This is a genomic window from Paenibacillus sp. FSL M8-0228, assembly GCF_038007385.1.
In the GTDB taxonomy this organism is placed as follows: Bacteria; Bacillota; Bacilli; order Paenibacillales; family Paenibacillaceae; genus Paenibacillus; species Paenibacillus polymyxa_D.
This window is the reverse complement of record NZ_JBBOXA010000001.1, coordinates 4,629,002-4,648,012: the sequence shown is the minus strand read 5'-3', so window position 1 is coordinate 4,648,012 and position 19,011 is coordinate 4,629,002. Positions and strand designations below refer to the sequence as shown.

Genomic DNA, 19,011 nt, shown 5'->3' with positions numbered 1-19,011 from the left:
TTAAATAGTTAGACGTCGTACTATCAGGTTCCTTATTTGTTTTTGACTATTATTTTTTAACTATCATTGGCTAAATCATCACGAAGGAGAGTTTATTGCAATGAATAAAAAGATCATTGTGTACGTGCTACTTGTTGTTGCATTAGGTACCGGAGGTACGCTGATGGCAATGAGCGGCAAGGATGCTGTGAGTATGGCAGCCCAACAAAAAAACACACTGCTTACGGCAGATACCGTAAATGTTGCTTTTCAGGGCGTAGGGGGAAGAGTAAACACGATTGAGGTGAAGGAAGAACAACAGGTGAAAAAAGGGGATGTGCTCATGACCCTCGATCCTGTAGACCTTGATTTGCAAATTGAGAAATTAAAAACGGATATCGCACAGGCTGATGTGAAAATAAAACAGGCTAAAGACGGGCTGCAAAATCAGTCGGAGAAAATTTCAACTTCAGAAAAACAGGGACAATTGGACATTCAAGCCGCGCAAGCAGGAGAGTCCTTATTAAATCAAGGAACACGTGCGGAGGATATTCTAAGACAAAAGCTGGCTATTGAAGCAGCACAGCAATCGTTGGACGCAGCTCTGACAGGAGTAGAGACAGCCAAAAGGAATGCGGAAATCGCGCAAAAAACAGTATCATCCAGACAACAGGCTCTGGACTTGGCTAATGTGAATTACAACCGTATCAAAGCGTTATATGATGCTGGAGCTGGAACTAAAGCAGAACTGGATAACGCCAAAAACCAACTGGATAATGCCCAAATCGCGTTAGATACAGCTACAGATCAGGTTGAAATTGCCAAAAACCAGATTATAGCGGCTAGCAAACAATCGGACATTGCTAAAAATGGGATCGCTCAGCAGCAAACCGCTTTGGATAAAATGGAGGCAGGCGCAACTGCTGAGGAACGCCAGCAGGCTCGTATCAAAACAGAAAAAGCCAAGGAAGCCTTGACTCAAACCTCGCAAACACGAAAAGATGTTAAGAATAGCGAATACAATGTGGATCTTCTGGCTCAACAAAAGCAGGCATTAAGTGTTCAACTCAAAACTTTGGAATTGCAGCGCGGACGTATGGTGCTGAAGGCATCCGCAGATGGTAAGGTGTCGCGTATTGTACCTAAAATGGGAGAGATCGTTTCTACGGGGGCAACGGGCGTCGTTATTGAAACCAATCAGCTATACTACGATATTTATGTGGGCGAGGATTCCATGTCACAGTTTAAAGCTGGGGGAAATGTGAATACGCACGTCGTAGCTTTAGATAAAGATGTCCAAGGCAAGGTGAGGTACATTACTTCTGCCCCTCAGTATACCAACATGAGAATGAGTCGGGACAAAGGTCTGTCGGATATAAGCTCCTTCCAAGTGCGGGTGGATGTCCAGCGAACATCTGAATTATTACCTGGAATGACGGTAGAGGTTGTGACGAAATGAAGGCGTTTATAGAAGAATGGAAGCTGATGATCAGTGGTAAGATGGTTTTTATCATGCTGCTCGTTCCTATCGTAGTAGCTGTAGCCTTTGGATTTGTTTTTAAAAATAATCAGCTTAACGATGCCTCTGTAGCTGTAGTCGATTTAGATCATAGCAGTTATAGCCGACAGCTTATTAATAAATTGGATGCATCGCAGTATATTGATGTACGCCATGTGCAAGAGAATGAAGCCGATCCGAATTTACTTTTATATAATGAAAAGTTTTTTGCGGTGATTTACCTTCCAGCTGGGTTGGAGGAAAATAGGATCAAAGGAGTTCAGAGCAACATCGGTTTCTATGTAGATAATACGGTAGGTCAGGCTACTGGAAATCTACGCTCGGCAGTCACAGAGATCATGGCGACGGAAAATGCGATGCTGGCTGGTGGTGGATTAAAGGGTATGGGAATGAGTGACAGCCAGGTTACAGGGCTTACTTCCAATATGCTGCTTCAGCAGCGCCTGTTATATAATCCTACCAATGCTACTTTGATGACCTCAGTTATGGGGTTCATTAATACGGTCGTGATTTCACTGATTGGTGCTACTGTACTGACAATTGTCCCGCGATTGCGGGAGCAAGGAAGATTAAAAGAGGAGCTTCAGTTTTCGTATGGTTTGATTCTTAGGGTGTTGCCGTATGCGTTAGTAGGATGTGTTTCCTTTTACCTGTCCATTGGTTTACTTAAGCAAATTGGCGGACTGCGCTTTGAAGCGAATGTATGGCAGCTCAGTATCCCATTTCTCCTGTACACGATTACGTTGAGTTTGTTTGCGATGGCTTTAGGGTGGAATGCGGCGAATCCGGGAAAAGCTTCCCCACGCCTCATGCTAATTATACTGCCTTCGTTTTTACTGAGCGGCGCTCAATTGCCAGTAGCTATGCTGCCTACATCGCTGCAATATATTAGTAATATTCTTCCATTGACCTGGCATTTCAAGTTTTTGAGAGGGATGGGCTTCAAAGGTGGGAGCCTGAAGTATTTTATTCCTGAGCTTGGCGGCTTTTTGATCCTATTAAGTGGTCTGCTGCTTGTTGTCTTTATTCAGATCGCTTTGGAGAAAAGAAAGCTGGCGAAAAGTGAGGATTCGTCCGTCGTGGTGAGCCTGTGATGCAATAAAAAAAGGATTCCGTCGTCCCGAAAGTGGGAGTTCGCGGAATCCTTAATTGTATGCTGCGATATGGTACTAACGGTTGTGCTTTACAGCTTCAACATGTCTTCAAATGTCTCTTCATTCAACACGCTGCCGACATAGAAGGAGCCGAATTCACCGTAACGGGCACTGACTTCATCAAAACGCATTTCGTAGATTAGCTTCTTGAACTGAAGTGCGTCATCGGAGAACAGTGTTACGCCCCATTCCCAATCGTCAAAGCCGACAGAACCGGAAATGATTTGCTTTACTTTGCCAGCATAGCTGCGTCCAATTAAACCGTGGCTGCGCATCAAGGTGCGACGCTCGTCCATTGAAAGCATGTACCAGTTGTCATCTAGATCACGTTTTTTGTTCATTGGATAGAAACAAATATAACGGGCCTTGTTTAATACAGGCTTCAAGCGTGCGACAATTTGTGGATTTTGCATAGGATCTTCATCTTTGCTCAAATAATTGCTCAGTTCCACTACACTCACATAAGAGTAGGTTTTAGTTGTATATTTGGCGAAGGTTGTTTTGTTAAAATCATTTTCCAGTTTATTGAGGTCTTCCAGCGTTTCGCGCAGGTGCATCATGACAAAATCAGCCTTTTGTCCGACTACAGTATAGACAGCTGAGCTGCCCAGACCCGCTTCCTCGGTAACGTTCCATTCCTTCATAAACTCTTGAAGCTCGTCCAGTGCTCCGGCGCGCTCTTCATCGTCTGCTGTCTTCCATGCTGTCCAGTTGATGGACCGAAAATCGTGAAGCGCATACCAGCCTTCCAGTGTGGAGGCTACTTCGTTAGGTGTTGCTGGGGTTTGTTGAGGTTGATGTTGACTCACGATCTACACTCCTTTACGATCTGTAAATGGTAATCGGCTTAGCCGAAATATGTGTACTTCCTAATATCATTCCTGTATCCAATACGTGATACTTAACCATTACATTGTAGCTCAAAGTAAAGCTTTTCACCAATGAAAGAAGTGTGAAGAATTTTATTTTTACCATGATGCAGGTCACAAAGTCATAAAATAGTTAGTATTCTCGAAAAAAGTAGAACTCAGACGAATACGGCTGCCAAAAAGGAGAACAATTGCCCTTATTTTGTTGGTCCCACCAGAAGGCAAGTATGATAGAATAGAAAAACATCTTGGAGACCGTTATGTCAGGAAAGGAAGAATGTTGGAATGCGGATGAAAAACCTGCTGCACTATACTGAGAACCACCGCTACTGCGTTTATCGGGAATTTGGCTTGAGCGCACTGGATGAATTGATGCTGGGAAGCGTCTATCAGCCGATGGTAGGCGCATTTGCGGTCAGTCTGTATCGACTGTTGTTCCAGCATGTGCCAGTCGGACAAATCGGTTATTCGCCGTTGGAACAGCAGCGTCGCCTTTTTCTGACACTGGGACTGGAGCCGAGTGAGAAGGGACGCAAGTATTTGATTGAACAGACCTCCAAACTGGAGGCCGTCGGTCTGTTACAGACGTCCAGGCTGTATGCACCCGAAACGGACGACTATATGTATGAATATGAGATGCAGCCGCCGCTCGCACCTGCTGAATTTTTCAGAACACAGCATCTCACCCTTTTGTTGAGAGACAAAATCGGTAAGTTTGCAGTGCTTTCTCTGAGAGAATCATTGTGGAGCAGAGAATCTAGCGAATGGTCGCAATCTTCCTATAATAAAGAGAATATTTCGATTCCATTTTATGAGTTATTTGAACTGAATACCCATGTTATAGATTATGAATTGGAGCAGGCGTTGTCCGAGGTGTCTACTAGCCGTCAGACTGGACCACTTGCGTCAGAATCGGAGGAAGCATTGAATTATGCAGATATTATTCTCCGTTTTCCGCGTGAATCTGCCAATCGTAAGCACGTGGAGCGTCTTCGGTTTGAGCACGAGCAGTTAGGCATGGTCAATTACGTTGTTCGCAAATTTGATCTTTCTGTACAGGATATTAGCCGCTTGCTGGATGAGGACGGTATTTTTACCGAAGCAGGCGACTTGTTGCTCGACGAGCTTCAGCTTCGGGCTAGCCAGCACTCCAGACAGGATCGCAAGCGTCAGGAGGAGCAGCAGGTTCAAGCCGCCAAGGTAGTTGCTTTGCGCCAAAGGGAAGCTTCCACATCTGAAGAGCCGCCTGCAGAGCAAGCTGTGGAAATGGAATTTTATGTGGAGGTTCCCCCACAATTCACAGCCAAGTGTGACATTCACCAATATAATATGATGTTGCGCAACGAGCCTTATCGCCGTTTGCTGCAAACCTTTTTCCCCGGCACGGTTCCCGGTAACCTGCTGGATATATTCGAGAAAATTGATATCAGCTATAAGCTGCCAGGCGAAGTCATCAACGTGCTGATCCATTATTTGATGTCACTGCTCGTATCCGGGAGCGATCAGCGGATTAACCGCAACTTTGTCGAGGCCGTTGCTTCCAATATGCTGCTTAAGCAGGTAAACACTTACGAGAAAGCCGTTCAATATATAAGGGATCAAGCTAAGGTAAAAGGAAAACAGTCCTCTGCTTCTCCTTCCGGCGGTCGATCCCGCGCGTATGCCAAAAATAACGGGCCAGCCAAGCCATCCATTCCAATCGTTCAAGATCAACCTTCCGAGGAGTCTGTATCTGAGGAAGAATTGGATGAACTGCTGCGTCTGGCCGAACGAATGCAATCCGGTAAACAGAAAAAGGTGTAGGTAGATTTTAAGGTATCCATAACTCTGCACTTTTTAAGAAAGGAGGAGCGTTCTTGGAATCACTGGGCGATTTGCTGCAGCAGATGCAGAACCCTTCGTTTCGCCAGCGCACTCGCAATGTAGCCGATCAGGTTCTAAATGATCCGCTCGTGCAGGAGTTTTGTGCTGCGCATCCTGATGTGGACGAAACACAATTGCGACTCAACATGAGCATGCTCTTTCAGTATGCCCGAGATCGTCGAAATTGCGACAATTGTCCGGGACTGGAACGGTGTCCTAACGATTTTCAGGGCCACTTTTGCAAGCTGGGCGTGGAATATCCGAATGGAACTGCTGAAATTGTAGACATTCGGACCCCATGTGCGAAGCAGATTGCTTCCCAACATGAGCAACGGGTGCGTGAGCGAATTAAAAGCTTCTATGTGGATGAACGCGCACTTCTGGAGGGATATAACGCCCTTGAAATTGCGCGTAAAGATTCACAACGCATGCCTGCCGTCACACAGCTATTCCGTTACATTGAAGAAACGAAAAGTCAGGGTCTATCCAAAAAAGGACTGTATCTGGAAGGTACGTTTGGTACGGGTAAAACTTTTTTGATGGGCTATTTATTGCACGAGTTGGCCCTGTCGGGTCTGAACGGTGTGATCGTGTATATGCCTGATTTTGTGGAGGACTTAAAGTCCATGATCCAGGATGGGCAGAAGCTTAAGGAAACGACCGAAATGCTCAAAAATTGTGATCTGCTTGTATTTGACGATATTGGTGCCGAAAATTTAAGCCCGTGGGTACGGGACCACGTGATGGGCTCTATTTTGAATTACCGAATGAACCGCAAACCTACTTTTTATACTTCCAATTATTCTTTGCAGGGACTGGAGAAGCATCTCAGCTTTACGAGCAAGGATGGAGAGGAAATGTATAAAGGACAACGCTTGATGGACCGGATTCGTCCTTTTGTAGATGTCATTACCGTAAAGGGAAAAAATCAGCGGGGGTAAGCGTTTATCCGTCTGCTATTTCGATATCTTACAATTAAAAGACTATTGTGATATAATTAAAAGGTGTCGAAATAGACATTACAGGTTATAATAATCTTGACTTTTCTATAAAGGAGGAACATACAATGGCAATTGTTAACGTGTCCGATCAATCCTTCAACGCAGAAGTCGAAGGCACAGGAACCGTTTTGGTTGATTTTTGGGCGCCATGGTGCGGTCCTTGCAAAATGATCGCTCCTATTCTGGAGGATCTGTCCACAGAAGTTGGCGACAGCGTCAAAATCGCGAAGGTGAACGTGGATGAAAATCCAGAGTCTGCTTCCCGTTTCGGCGTGATGAGTATTCCGACCCTGATCGTTTTCAAAGACGGACAGCCTGTTGATAAAGTGGTAGGTCTGAACTCCAAAGAAGCGCTGAAAAGCATGCTTACTAAGCACCAATAATCATCGCATGTGACCCATGCTCCCGCGGGGGCTTGGTGGAGCGGCCATGAAAGGTCAATGCCTCCGGTTGTAAATACCGGGGGCGTTTTTGTGTATTATTCCTATATATTATAAGTAGTTAGTTGAGTAGTCATTAAGAATGGAAGGAGGAACCGGGCAAATGAAACCTTATGCGGAGGACTTGCAGAATCAGGAAAAGGCGCTGGAGAACATACGGCACAAATTAGCGTTACTGCCGGATGCATCAGGCTGTTATCTGATGAAGAATAGCGAAGGCACCATTATTTATGTCGGCAAGGCAAAAGTGTTGAAAAACCGGGTCCGTTCCTATTTTACAGGTAGCCATAACGGCAAGACGCAGCGACTGGTTTCCGATATTCGTGATTTTGAATATATCGTTACAGGCAGTAATATGGAGGCACTCATTTTGGAGTGCAACCTCATTAAAAAGTACCAGCCACGCTATAACGTGCTATTGAAGGATGATAAAACCTTTCCGTATTTGAAAATTACGAACGAGGCACACCCCAAGCTGGAGGTGACCCGTCGCGTTCTGAAAGATAAAGCAAAATATTTTGGACCGTACCCCAATTCCTACGCGGCACATCAGACGAAGAAGTTGCTGGACCGTATGTATCCGTTACGCAAGTGTGGTGTGATGCCCAAGGAAGTGTGTCTGTATTATCACATGCATCAATGTTTGGGGCCTTGTGTGAAAGAGGTCGAAAAGGAAACGTATGACCAGATTGGTCAGGAAATTGGTTCCTTTTTGAGCGGGGGACATGAGGAAATTAAAAAGGATCTTCAGCGTAAAATGCAGGAGGCCGCAGAGGAATTGTACTTTGAGCGGGCCAAGGAGTTGCGAGATCAGATTATCAGCATCGACGCGATGATGGAAAAGCAGAAAATCACCACATCGGATGCGAAAGATCGAGATGTATTCGGTTTTTCAGTAGATAAGGGCTGGATGTGTGTACAGATCCTATATGTCCGCAAAGGTAAAATGATCGAGCGCCATATGTCGACTTTTCCTTTCTACGGTGAGGCTTACAGTGATTTTATGTCCTATGTGACGCAATATTATAGTGACAACCCAGCAGTGCCGCAGGAAATATTGCTGCCGGATTCTCCTAAGCTGATGCAGGCGAAACAGGTCAATGTCGATCAACCGGTTGCGGCAGAAACTGCACTCTACAGTGCACCTACAGCCGATGTTACCGGACAGACAGATGAGAATGCGATACAAACGGAGACAGAGCATTCTGCTGACTCACTGCTGGTGGCTGAAGAACGGGCAACTTATGCAGCGGCAACGAATCAAGATCAAGCTGGTGACCAAGATGCCGAGATAAAGGAAATAGAAACTCAACTATCCGGTGGACTGGAGGACCCGAGTACGGCGGCTCTCGCTCTGGCTGAATGGTTGGATGTAAAGGTACTTGTACCGCAGCGTGGACTGAAAAAGCAAATGACAGGCATGGCGACGGAAAATGCACGTGTAGCTTTGGATGAGAAGTTTAAGCTGATCGAGCGGGATGAGGAACGAACATCCAAAGCTGCAAGCAATCTCGGACGTGCCATTGGGCTGGATAGCTTGCACCGGGTGGAGGCATTTGATAACTCCAACATCCAGGGTTCCGATCCAGTCTCAGCCATGATCGTGTTTATTGATGGCAAGCCTGCCAAGAAGGAGTATCGAAAATATAAAATCCGTTCTGTGCAGGGACCCGATGATTATGAAACAATGCGTGAGGTTATCCGGCGTCGATATGAACGTGTGCTTAAGGAAAATTTGGAACGTCCCGACTTGATCGTTGTCGATGGTGGACGTGGACAAATTAAGGCGGCGACCGATGTATTGCAAAATGAGCTGGGTTTGTTCATTCCTGTATGTGGTTTGGTGAAGGATGCCAAACATAGAACATCCCAACTATTGGTGGGAGAATCCTCTGAGGCCGTGACACTTGCACGTAATAGCGAAGAATTTTACCTGCTGCAACGGATTCAGGACGAGGTTCACCGTTTCGCCATCACGTTCCACCGCGAGCAACGCGGCAAATCTATGGTAACTTCCCGGCTGGACTCTATTCCAGGCATTGGCGAGAAACGGCGTAAGTTACTGCTTAAGCATTTTGGATCGCTCAAAAAAATAAGAGAGGCCAGTGTCGAAGACTTCCGGCCTCTCTCTATTGGGGATAAGCTTGCGCGTCAGATTATAGCTGCCCTTCGGGAGGAGGAGTCGTAGAATGCGACTCCTCTTTTTGTATAGGTTCAAACATCATTCGATTTGGCTTTTTAGGACTAAACCAATAAATGATGTAACCCACAATGGCTGGAAGTAAGATCCAGAATAGGCCCGCGCTCACGTTCACAGTATCTCCCAGACTCATCACACTAAGTCCCATTAGAATGCTGTCAAAAATAACGTGGCTGAACATGGCGGCAATAAAGCCGTAACGCAGGAACACAAAACTGAACAGCAAACCAAGAAAAGTCAGCTCAATAGGTCTGGAAATCACTGGATAGATCGGATAAAGTGTATGTCCCAGTGCCCAAATCAGCGTGGTGATCAGACAAGCAACAAAAGTATTTTTCACTATTTTTTTGACCATCGGAATACCAAACAGACGGTAGACAGTCTCTTCACCAATACCTGCCATCCAGGCCATAATCGGCAGTAGCCATGGATAAGCCATATTGTAAGGGGATTGCGTGGCATCTGTGGTGGAGAATGTATTAAATGTGCGCTCCAGTATAAAGAATAAAATGGATTGTACCCCGAGCAAAATAAAGGCCCACAAGTAGCCAACATACATACTGCGAAGCACATACAGCCCGTAGCCCGGCTCTTTCGCACGTGGCCATGCATTCAGTCCAACCTGACGCATAAGTCCGTCACCGCCGACCAAGGAGAAGTAGAGCGCTACAGCCATGACGAAGGTAACACCAATCTGGAAAACCATAAGAAATAGAAGCATGCCCTTACCGCCTGCTTCTGCTTGCAATAAAGGCAGCATGTTCATGGTCCCAGCTATACTAGCAATAAAGTATATAACGGATAGAACAATGCCGCGTACAAATGAAGTATGTCGTCGGGTGAGTGACGCATACACAATGGCAAGTACACCCAGCACAAAGCTAAATAGGGCATAACCCGCATAGGTCATCCAATTCGCCCAAAATGTTTGCTTTTCGATATAATCGGTATAGGATGACGGGGCCGAAAAGCTTTGAGTGAAGGAGCGAACATCACCGTCTTCAAAAGTAAAAGCCAGTGTAAGTACCGAGGCGCCAATTTTTTTATCGTCTACGGTATACTTTAATCCGCCTTCTTGTTCAGTGGTCGCGAGCTTCAAGTCCGACGGCTTAAAGCCAAAGCGCTTCACCCATACAGCGGCCGCCTGCTCCTTGGCTTCAAGCGTCATGCCGTCCTCAGCCACACGTACAAGCCTGTTACGTGCTTGTTCATCCGTAGAAATATCAGCCTGCGTGTAATTGGTGCTGGAGGTGATCCGTTTAAAACTAACGACCTTCCCAGTGGATAAATCTACATGAATTTGCAGCTTGCTCTTCGCTGAGGATTCAGGCAGATCGACCCGAAAGGTTTCGTAAGGGTAATTTTTCTTCCATGTACGGTCGTACTGTTGAAGCAGTTTTTCTCTAGATAAATAACCGTACAAATCTGTTTCGGCCTGATAGGTCACCAGAGGCTCCTCTGGCTGTGATTCAGTATATCCCAGCTCGGAGCGGGCGAAGTCCAATGCGTGTATGACCGCTTCTTGTTTGCTGATGACCTTTGCATTCATTACTGATTCTGGACTCGGATTGCTAAGCGAGGGAATAAGCAATTGAAAGATAAAAAAGCAAATCAGGCCAATCCCGCCCAGCAAGCCTAATTTTTTGAAGTTGGCCGTGAGCACGACCGGTTTCCCGATAGGATTCATGAGTTTCCTCCTTAATCTGTAAATAAGAACATCCATTAAAGATATCATACTGCACAGGTTCCCGCCAACAGACCAGCGATATTCATGAAAATAGAGTGAAAGCACTTTAAAGTTCCAATAAAATAAGATAAGCTGCGATTAAACGATGCCCATTCGCAAAATAAAGCCAATTTCACGTTTTTTCGACGAAATCGGTTTTGTGATCTGGATATAGAAGGATTATAATCTTGAGGCAATGCCTATAAAATACATAGGTAATGATATACAGTTGAGCCGAATTTCTATGGGAAAACGGGGGAACCATGTTACTGGGGTGAATTTTACAGCCGATCACTGGTGGATCGGAAGTGTAAATAGGGCATACTGTGCTGCCCGAATCCATCAGCTAACCTCGTAGGCTATGAGCAGGAACCAAGTCAGGCACTCGGTTTTCCGGTGTCTTTTTTTGTGCGTATAAAAGTGTTTGGATTGGTTAGATAGACCGCTGCGGGTGCAGATTATTCTTCCGATTGCTGTTATCCCCGGATTTTTTGATTGTATACCCCCTTTAATGGTTAAAATCCGGAGATAAAGGCAAACGCTTCGCTTCTTCAGAACAATTCTGCCCCCTTCGCTACTGCCCGCCAATAGCACAGGGGGCCGAGTAGTGCTTGACATGCATTCTTCCTGTATTCAGGGAATGCTAATTATAGTTAACTAAGGTTTGGAAAAATCAAAAAATTCAGGGGCAACGACGATCGGAAGATCAAATGGAACGCGTAGCGAGCTTACACCGTATTAAATCACTGTTTTTATAGTTTTAAGGATTAGGAGAGAAGTGATGAATAGATGAATCCCAATGCAAGCTGGCTCCGGCTTTCTCCACCGCAGATATTCGTTGCGGGCTTTGCCATTATCATTCTAATAGGTAGTTTATTGTTAATGCTGCCGATCTCCAATACAACAGGAAAGCCACTTGCGTTTATAGACGCTTTGTTTACTGCCGCTTCCGCGACCTGTGTTACAGGGCTTGTCGTAAAGGATACGGGGACCTTTTTTACAACCTTTGGTCAAGTTGTTATCGTGGCGCTCATTCAGATCGGCGGCCTAGGCTTTATGACCATGGCTACCTTGATTGCACTGGTGTTCAAGCGTCGGATTTCCCTGCGGGAGCGTCTCATTTTGCAGGAAGCGATGAATCAGACTTCTGTAGAGGGAATTGTCGGGTTAATCCGTAAGGTATTACTGTACTCACTGGTTATTGAAGGCGTATGCGCTACGATATTCTCGGTTCGCTGGTCCTTTGATATGCCCGTAGGCAGGGCGATTTATTTTGGAATCTGGCATGCCATCTCCATGTTTAACAATGCTGGTTTTGATTTATTCGGTGAATTTCGCAGCTTGACAGGTTATGTATATGATCCGATTGTTAATTTTACAGCCATGTTTTTGATTATTTCAGGCGGCATTGGTTTTGTAGTGATGTCAGACCTGGCAGAATATCGCAAGCGCAAGAGACTGTCCTTGCATACCAAGGTGGTACTCAGCATGACGGGCGCTATGATTGTAGTCGGCACGCTCGTGATTTTTGTATTTGAGTTTACGAATCCGAAGACTCTCGGCTCGCTTGATTGGGGTGGTAAGCTATTGGGATCTTTATTCCAGTCCGTTACTCCCCGTACCGCAGGTGCCAATACCTTGGACATTGCAGGCTTGCGGCAGGCTACGCAGTTTTTTATCATCATACTCATGTTTATCGGGGCTTCTCCTGGCTCTACTGGAGGCGGGATTAAGACCACAACATTCGCCCTGCTCATTGGAGCGGTGATTTCGATGCTGCGGGGGCGGGAAGATATTGTACTGTTCAAGTACCGACTTGCGCAGGGACGAATTTACAAGGCTTTGACCATTACACTGCTGGGGTTGCTGTTCGTGATCGGGGTGACGATGATTTTGTCGGCAACCGAAGATCATCATTTTCTGATGATCTTGTTCGAGACGGTATCTGCGTTTGGTACGGTGGGGCTGTCGATGGGGCTTACACCTGATTTGACAGTCATAGGCAAGCTGGTGATTACCCTGACGATGTTTGCAGGTAGACTGGGGCCACTCACGCTAGCTTATGCACTGGGGCCGAAAAAGGGTAAAGAATTATATCGTCATCCGGAAGGTAAAATGATTATAGGATAAGGGAGTTTTCGAGTAGATATGAAGACGCAGCAGTTTGTAGTTATTGGCTTGGGGCGGTTTGGCTCAAGCCTGGCTTTGCAATTGGTGGATATGGGGTGCGAGGTGCTAGGCATTGACCGGAATGAGGATGTTGTGGACAGTATGAGTGAGATGTTGACACATACTGTCGTGGCGGACGCTACCGATGAAGACTCGTTGCGATCACTGGGCATCCGTAATTTCGATTGTGGCATTGTTGCTATTGGTGATGACATTCAGGTAAGCATCCTCACCGCCATTTTGCTGAAGGAGCTGGGTGTGAAAAAAGTCGTAGCCAAAGCCATATCTGTGCTGCACGGGCGTGCGTTAGAAAAGCTCGGTGTGGACCGGATTATTTATCCAGAACGGGATATGGGTATCCGGGTGGCTCACCAGCTAGTCACGCCTAATTTGCTCGATTATTTGGAGTTGTCTAAGGAATATAGTATTGTGGAACTCAATGTACCTGCATGTCTGAATGGCAAAACGCTAGCAGAGCTAAATGCCCGTACCCGCTTTGGTTGTAGCGTCGTGGCGCTTCATACGGCGAATGGTATCCTGATCGCACCGACGGCTATGGATCGATTAAAAGCCGACGATATTATGGTCATCATCGGCTCGAATGATAATATCGGCCGCTTTGAGGATGAGGTTGTTAATGTTAATGAAGAGGGCTAAACCCTTTACACCATACGGTAGCCTGCAAACGACGCACGTGTCTCGCTAATCCAGCGTCGTGCTGTCGGACCGAGATCGGTCGTCTCCGAGTAAATGAGGGAGGTCGTTCGGCGTGTCTCCTTCAAATCGGGCAAGTACAGTGCAGTGAGTCCATTATCCCGTAATAGTTCGCTGCGCAAATAGGATTTGGGTAGCAAGGCAGAAGCCTTACAGGTTGGAAGCAGGCGTACAATTGCCTCGAAGGAGTCGATTTCCATGCGGATATCCGGCATGATGCCGCTGCGCTGGAACAAGTCATCCGTCAGACTGCGATACCAGGTTCCTTTGGAGAAAATAATCATCGGCAGTCCTTGCAGATCTTTCATCGAGGCCGTTCCTGTCTTGACGGTTAATTCATGTCCAATGGAAACAACGAGCTCCAAATGATCATCAAATAGCGGAATGCAACGCAGTCCGACTTCATGAATGGCAGATCCGACAATACCGGCGTCTGCTTTTTTGTCACGTACAAAGGCGACGATTTCATGGGTTTTACCGGTGAGCAGCTTCAGCTCGGTTTGAGGATGCTTGCTCATAAAAGCTTCGACAAGGGTAGGCAGCGTTGTCTGGAGTGTCGTGAGACTTGCGCCGAGTGTAAGCATACTCTGGGCTTCATTTTTGTGCTGGGAGAGCTTTTGTAAGAAGCGAAGCTGTCGTTGCCGTTGCTCTAGTGCGAATGTATAAACAAATCGGCCAGTGGACGTAATTTCGAGCCGTTTGCCCCGACGATCAAAGAGATTCACACCCAGCTCGTCCTCCAGCTTGGCAATTTTGCGGGACAGGGCGGGTTGGGACAGATTCAGCAGTTTGGAGGCTTTATTCAGGCTGGACTGCTCGACAATGACGGCAAAAGCGTTCAAATCCTCAAACAAATCATCCACTTCCTCTCTATATGCAAAAAAGACATAATAATTAATACGTATATTGCAATTCCATTATAAGCCGAAAAGGAGTAACATGAAAGCGACACAAGATGTTCACACTTTTGTTTTTCCTAATAAGGGACACCTTGTTGGACATTTCCTGTCGGGAACTGTCATTTTATATGTTATATTACTATTGAAAACGCTATTATTGGGAGAAGGGAGCATGACCTAGATGAGAGGATTTTATTCCAGAAAGCTGCATTCGCTTCTTGGCGTCATTCCGTTGGCTCTATTTTTTGTTGAGCATTTGGTGACGAACTTCACAGCGGTGGAGGGCGGCAAGGAAGGATTTAATCGCAGCGTGGCCTTCCTGAATGGTTTGCCGCTGGTTATTGTGCTAGAAACTTTATTCATCTACTTGCCATTACTGTTCCACGGAATTTATGGCTTGTATATCGCTTATCAGGCTGACCCGAATGTAAAAAGGTTCGGCTATTCACGTAACTGGCGCTTTCTGTTCCAGCGTATTTCCGGCGTCATTACGTTTGTATTTATTATCTGGCACGTATACGACACACGCTTTCAGGTCGCTCTGGGTAATGTAACCCATGAGGAGCTAGGCGGCGTCATGCATGGCATCGTGACAAACCCGGTTTATTTTATTTTGTATTTAATCAGTGTCGTTTCGGCATCCTTTCACTTTGCTAACGGACTGTGGGCATTTATGGTCAGTTGGGGGATTACTGTGGGACCACGTGCGCAAAAAGTATCTTCTTATATCTGTATGACCCTATTCGTGGTGGTGTCTATCGGCTTCATCGCTTCCCTGCTTGCATTCCGCAGCGCGGAATTTCAGGAAACAGCAACTGCCTTGGTGCAATGCAGTACTTTTAAACAACTACTGTAAATGAGTCATATCCATTATACATTGTGTTGAAATTCTATTTTCAAACGTAAAAGGGGATTTGGTTAAAAATCCTGAAAAAAAGGAGTGAGCAGAAATGGCAGCATCCAACATTATTGTCGTGGGCGGCGGTCTGGCAGGTCTAATGGCTACGATCAAGGCGGCAGAGGCGGGAGTTCACGTTCATTTATTTTCTTTGGTTCCGGTCAAAAGGTCCCACTCCGTTTGTGCTCAAGGTGGCATCAATGGTGCGGTAAATACCAAGGGTGAGGGAGACTCCCCCTGGATTCACTTTGATGATTCGGTCTATGGCGGGGATTTTCTGGCCAACCAGCCTCCGGTAAAAGCGATGTGCGAAGCGGCTCCGGGGATCATTCATCTCATGGACCGCATGGGCGTCATGTTTAACCGGACACCGGAAGGACTGCTGGACTTCCGCCGCTTCGGCGGTACCCAGCATCATCGGACCGCCTTTGCTGGTGCGACGACAGGACAGCAGCTTCTGTACGCTCTCGATGAGCAGGTACGGCGCTGGGAATCTGCGGGTTTGGTGACCAAGTATGAAAACTGGGAGTTTTTACAGGCTGTACTGGATGATGAAGGCATCTGTCGAGGGATTTGCGGGCAGGATTTGCGTACGATGGAAGTGAAGACTTTTGCGGCGGATGCAGTTATTTTGGCATCTGGTGGGCCCGGGATTATTTTCGGTAAAACCACGAATTCCGTCATTAATACGGGCACAGCTGCCGGTGCGGTGTATCAGCAAGGCGTACGCTATGCGAACGGTGAGTTTATCCAGATTCATCCGACGGCTATACCAGGTGATGACAAGCTGCGTCTCATGTCCGAGTCGGCACGGGGAGAGGGCGGTCGTATTTGGACGTATAAGGATGGTAAGCCATGGTATTTTCTCGAAGAAAAGTATCCAGCTTACGGAAATTTGGTCCCTCGCGATATTGCGACACGTGAAATATTCAGTGTATGCGTTGATGATGGACTGGGTATTAATGGCGAGAACATGGTCTACCTCGATCTGTCCCACAAGGACCCGAAAGAGCTGGATGTAAAACTGGGCGGCATTATTGAAATTTATGAAAAATTCGTCGGTGATGATCCGCGCAAAATTCCGATGAAAATATTCCCGGCTGTTCATTATTCAATGGGCGGCATGTGGGTCGATTACAATCAGATGACCAATATACCAGGCCTGTTCGCGGCTGGTGAGTGTGAATTCCAATACCACGGAGCGAACCGTTTGGGTGCGAACTCGTTGCTGTCAGCCATTTACGGCGGGATGGTGGCTGGACCTAAGGCTGTGGAATATATCAAAGGCTTGAAAAAATCTGCACAGGATACAGCGTCCTCCGTATTTGATGCCGCAGTCAATCAGCAGACGGAGAAGTATGAGCGTATTTTGCATATGGACGGAAAAGAAAATGCCTATGTTCTTCATAAAGAGCTGGGCGAGTGGATGACGAACAACATGACTGTGGTTCGTTATAATGACAAGCTGGAAGCTACGATCCACAAGATCAAGGAGCTGAAGGAGCGTTATTCTAACATTAACATCAATGACGCTTCGCGCTGGAACAATGCGGGTGCGGCGTTTACACGGCAACTGTGGAATATGATGGAGCTGGCTGAAGCGATGACCAAAGGTGCGCTGCTGCGCAACGAAAGCCGTGGGGCTCATTACAAACCAGATTTCCCGGATCGCAACGATGAGGATTTCCTGAAAACGACGATTGCGGACTGGACACCGGAAGGACCACAAATCTCGTATGAAGCGGTGGATGTTTCGCTGATCAAGCCGCGTATTCGGGATTATTCCAAGAACAAATAACGGAAGGGAGTGTATTAGATGTCGGAGCAAGCAGTGAAGTCGAATAAAACGGTGAAGTTCGTTGTGACCCGTCAAGCTGATCCTAAAGCCAGTCCCTATACGGAAGAATTCGAATTGGCTTATCGTCCGGGAATGAATGTGATTAGCGCGCTGATGGAAATTCAGCGTAATCCGGTGGACAGCCACGGTAAAGAGACGGCTCCGGTGTGCTGGGAGTCGAATTGCCTGGAGGAAGTATGCGGAGCATGCTCCATGGTGATTAACGGCAAGCCGCGTCAGGCCTGTGCAGCGCTCGTCGATAAGCTGGAGCAGCCGATTACGATCGCGCCGATGAACACATTCCCGGTAGTTCGGGATTTGGTCATCGACCGCAGCCGGATGTTTAATGCGCTCAAGAAGGTCAAAGCGTGGATTCCGATTGACGGTACCTACGATCTGGGCCCTGGTCCTAGAATGGCTGAGAAAAAGCGTCAGTGGGCGTATGAGCTGTCCAAGTGCATGACCTGTGGTGTCTGTCTGGAAGCTTGTCCGAACGTCAACGAGAAGACGACGTTCATCGGACCTGCGGCGATATCTCAGGTTCGCCTGTTTAACAGCCATCCGACAGGGGAAATGAATCAGGAAGAGCGGCTAGAGGCGTTGATGACAGACGACGGGCTGGAAGGGTGCGGGAACTCGCAAAACTGCGTACGCTCTTGTCCGAAAGGTATTCCGTTGACCACTTCTATTGCCGAAATGAACAAGGAAACGACCAAGCATATGTTCAAGCGCTGGCTGACTGTATAGCACTAGACAGCGAATAGGTTATGCCCAAACAGGCTTTTTCTCAAACTGGAGAAAGCCTGTTTTTTGCGCTCAGGAATGATGGAGGGTAACATGGAGGAAGGAGCGCGGGATAGCAGTTATGGTATAATTATGGTATTGTGTATCGTTTTTGGAGAAAAGGAGGCTGGACAGGTGACTGTGCAACCGATAACGAATCGACCTGTCACTAGGTCGGATGTATTGAAGGGATTAGAGGATCTGGGGGTTCGGAGCGGCATGACATTGCTTGCTCACTCGTCGATGCGCAGCTTTGGACGCTTTGTTCCAGGCGGGGCCTCGGTCATTCTTGCCGCACTAACCGAAGCAGTTGGCCCGGAAGGGACGCTGGTGATGCCGACACAGTCACATGACTTGACTGATCCCTCGACTTGGATGAACCCGCCTCTGGATGAGTCATGGTGGGAACTGGTACGCGAGGAAATGCCCGCTTATGATCCGGCCTGGACGCTGACCGGAGGGATGGGCGTCATTGTAGAAACGTTCCGTGGCCTGCCGGGAACCAAGCGCAGCGGGCATCCGCATGTTTCTCTGGCGGCACGTGGACCCACAGCTTCGGAATTACTGGCAGCTCATGAGCTCGACTTTGGACTGGGTGAGCATTCGCCCTTGGCGAAGCTGTACGAGGCAGATGCTTATGTAGTGCTGTTGGGCTGCGGACATGACAGCAACACGTCCCTGCATTTGGCGGAATATCGAACAGCCTACAATGGACGTGAAGTGATCACCCATCAAGCTCCTATGATGGTGGATGGAGCAAAAGCGTGGGTATCTTTTCAGGATTTTAATATTACCTCAGATGACTTTGAGAAGCTGGGACTTGATTTTGAACGGGACTGTCCCTCAGCTTTTACGCGGGTGAACATTGGGGAGGCTTCATGTTTTTTCGCGAGGCAACGTGATTTGGTAGACTATGCGGAGCAGTGGTTGTCCACCCATCGCTAAAGCTTCTGGACGGTA

At 47.1% G+C, this 19,011-nt stretch carries 15 protein-coding genes and 1 riboswitch; of the genes, 12 read left to right on the top strand and 3 right to left on the bottom strand.

All coding sequences use genetic code 11. The features are described 5' to 3' along the window. The first annotated feature begins 100 nt into the window (after nucleotides 1–100). Both MKY98_RS20980 and MKY98_RS20975 read left to right on the top strand, forming a co-directional pair. Nucleotides 101–1,438: an HlyD family secretion protein gene (locus tag MKY98_RS20980; RefSeq protein ID WP_039272689.1), complete on the top strand. Its 1,338-nt coding sequence runs from the start codon at nucleotides 101–103 to the stop codon at nucleotides 1,436–1,438. After that, entirely contained in the window at nucleotides 1,435–2,592 is a 1,158-nt protein-coding gene (locus MKY98_RS20975; protein ID WP_341011220.1) for an ABC transporter permease, read from the top strand. Before MKY98_RS20980 ends, MKY98_RS20975 begins: the two co-directional genes overlap by 4 nt. 89 nt (nucleotides 2,593–2,681) lie before the next feature. Here the strand turns inward: MKY98_RS20975 and hemQ are convergent, their stop codons facing one another. Beyond that, nucleotides 2,682–3,461 carry a hydrogen peroxide-dependent heme synthase gene (hemQ, locus tag MKY98_RS20970; RefSeq protein WP_023990152.1) on the bottom strand — a complete coding sequence of 260 codons (780 nt, stop codon included), beginning with the start codon at nucleotides 3,459–3,461 and terminating at the stop codon, nucleotides 2,682–2,684. 345 nt (nucleotides 3,462–3,806) lie between these two features. Here hemQ and MKY98_RS20965 point away from each other — a divergent pair, with 345 nt between their 5' ends. From MKY98_RS20965 to uvrC, 4 genes are all read left to right on the top strand, one after another. Continuing rightward, nucleotides 3,807–5,324 (top strand): DnaD domain protein, encoded by a 1,518-nt coding sequence (locus MKY98_RS20965; protein ID WP_069012623.1) that lies wholly within the window; start codon nucleotides 3,807–3,809, stop codon nucleotides 5,322–5,324. Between the two features lie 53 nt (nucleotides 5,325–5,377). Then, nucleotides 5,378–6,325 carry a primosomal protein DnaI gene (dnaI, locus tag MKY98_RS20960; protein WP_029518246.1) on the top strand — a complete coding sequence of 316 codons (948 nt, stop codon included), beginning with the start codon at nucleotides 5,378–5,380 and terminating at the stop codon, nucleotides 6,323–6,325. A 125-nt stretch (nucleotides 6,326–6,450) separates the two neighbouring features. Beyond that, a complete protein-coding gene (gene trxA / locus MKY98_RS20955; protein ID WP_010347861.1) occupies nucleotides 6,451–6,768 on the top strand; it encodes a thioredoxin in 318 nt (105 codons plus the stop codon). Nucleotides 6,769–6,928: 160 nt separating this feature from the next. Further along, nucleotides 6,929–9,013 carry an excinuclease ABC subunit UvrC gene (gene uvrC / locus MKY98_RS20950; protein ID WP_069012624.1) on the top strand — a complete coding sequence of 695 codons (2,085 nt, stop codon included), beginning with the start codon at nucleotides 6,929–6,931 and terminating at the stop codon, nucleotides 9,011–9,013. On the opposite strand, the gene MKY98_RS20945 is transcribed toward uvrC, so the two are convergent. Beyond that, a complete protein-coding gene (locus MKY98_RS20945) occupies nucleotides 8,982–10,712 on the bottom strand; it encodes a CPBP family intramembrane glutamic endopeptidase (protein WP_069012625.1) in 1,731 nt (576 codons plus the stop codon). The genes uvrC and MKY98_RS20945 overlap by 32 nt on opposite strands. A gap of 261 nt (nucleotides 10,713–10,973) precedes the next feature. After that, nucleotides 10,974–11,127, top strand: a riboswitch (cyclic di-AMP (ydaO/yuaA leader). Between the two features lie 413 nt (nucleotides 11,128–11,540). On the opposite strand from MKY98_RS20945, the gene MKY98_RS20940 reads away from it, so the two are divergent. Together MKY98_RS20940 and MKY98_RS20935 are read left to right on the top strand one after the other, a co-directional pair. Further along, nucleotides 11,541–12,881: a TrkH family potassium uptake protein gene (locus MKY98_RS20940; protein WP_029518249.1), complete on the top strand. Its 1,341-nt coding sequence runs from the start codon at nucleotides 11,541–11,543 to the stop codon at nucleotides 12,879–12,881. Between the two features lie 18 nt (nucleotides 12,882–12,899). Beyond that, on the top strand, nucleotides 12,900–13,577 hold the full coding sequence (locus tag MKY98_RS20935) for a potassium channel family protein (RefSeq protein ID WP_023990146.1): 678 nt from the start codon (nucleotides 12,900–12,902) through the stop codon (nucleotides 13,575–13,577). A 5-nt stretch (nucleotides 13,578–13,582) separates the two neighbouring features. On the opposite strand, the gene MKY98_RS20930 is transcribed toward MKY98_RS20935, so the two are convergent. Next, nucleotides 13,583–14,488, bottom strand: a complete 906-nt coding sequence (locus MKY98_RS20930; RefSeq protein ID WP_069012626.1) for a LysR family transcriptional regulator — start codon at nucleotides 14,486–14,488, stop codon at nucleotides 13,583–13,585. A gap of 226 nt (nucleotides 14,489–14,714) precedes the next feature. Between MKY98_RS20930 and MKY98_RS20925 the strand changes: the two genes are divergently transcribed. The 4 genes from MKY98_RS20925 to MKY98_RS20910 all read left to right on the top strand — a co-directional run bounded on the left by MKY98_RS20925 (nucleotide 14,715) and on the right by MKY98_RS20910 (nucleotide 18,996). Further along, a complete protein-coding gene (locus MKY98_RS20925; protein WP_069012627.1) occupies nucleotides 14,715–15,389 on the top strand; it encodes a succinate dehydrogenase cytochrome b558 subunit in 675 nt (224 codons plus the stop codon). A gap of 94 nt (nucleotides 15,390–15,483) precedes the next feature. Further along, complete coding sequence (gene sdhA, locus MKY98_RS20920; protein WP_039272682.1) at nucleotides 15,484–17,229, top strand: succinate dehydrogenase flavoprotein subunit; 1,746 nt, start codon at nucleotides 15,484–15,486, stop codon at nucleotides 17,227–17,229. 18 nt (nucleotides 17,230–17,247) lie between these two features. Next, nucleotides 17,248–18,015 carry a succinate dehydrogenase iron-sulfur subunit gene (gene sdhB / locus MKY98_RS20915; RefSeq protein ID WP_039272681.1) on the top strand — a complete coding sequence of 256 codons (768 nt, stop codon included), beginning with the start codon at nucleotides 17,248–17,250 and terminating at the stop codon, nucleotides 18,013–18,015. Nucleotides 18,016–18,186: 171 nt separating this feature from the next. After that, complete coding sequence (locus MKY98_RS20910) at nucleotides 18,187–18,996, top strand: aminoglycoside N(3)-acetyltransferase (RefSeq protein ID WP_069012665.1); 810 nt, start codon at nucleotides 18,187–18,189, stop codon at nucleotides 18,994–18,996. Nucleotides 18,997–19,011: the final 15 nt, after the last annotated feature.

Excerpts from the sequence above, each read along its gene's own strand:
- MKY98_RS20980 (WP_039272689.1), top strand. The coding sequence starts at position 101 with ATGAATAAAAAGATCATTGTGTACGTGCTACTTGTTGTTGCATTAGGT.
- MKY98_RS20975 (WP_341011220.1), top strand. The coding sequence starts at position 1,435 with ATGAAGGCGTTTATAGAAGAATGGAAGCTGATGATCAGTGGTAAGATG.
- MKY98_RS20965 (WP_069012623.1), top strand. The coding sequence starts at position 3,807 with ATGCGGATGAAAAACCTGCTGCACTATACTGAGAACCACCGCTACTGC.
- trxA (WP_010347861.1), top strand. The coding sequence starts at position 6,451 with ATGGCAATTGTTAACGTGTCCGATCAATCCTTCAACGCAGAAGTCGAA.
- uvrC (WP_069012624.1), top strand. The coding sequence starts at position 6,929 with ATGAAACCTTATGCGGAGGACTTGCAGAATCAGGAAAAGGCGCTGGAG.
- MKY98_RS20945 (WP_069012625.1), bottom strand. The coding sequence starts at position 10,712 with ATGAATCCTATCGGGAAACCGGTCGTGCTCACGGCCAACTTCAAAAAA.
- MKY98_RS20940 (WP_029518249.1), top strand. The coding sequence starts at position 11,541 with ATGAATCCCAATGCAAGCTGGCTCCGGCTTTCTCCACCGCAGATATTC.
- MKY98_RS20935 (WP_023990146.1), top strand. The coding sequence starts at position 12,900 with ATGAAGACGCAGCAGTTTGTAGTTATTGGCTTGGGGCGGTTTGGCTCA.
- MKY98_RS20925 (WP_069012627.1), top strand. The coding sequence starts at position 14,715 with ATGAGAGGATTTTATTCCAGAAAGCTGCATTCGCTTCTTGGCGTCATT.
- sdhA (WP_039272682.1), top strand. The coding sequence starts at position 15,484 with ATGGCAGCATCCAACATTATTGTCGTGGGCGGCGGTCTGGCAGGTCTA.
- sdhB (WP_039272681.1), top strand. The coding sequence starts at position 17,248 with ATGTCGGAGCAAGCAGTGAAGTCGAATAAAACGGTGAAGTTCGTTGTG.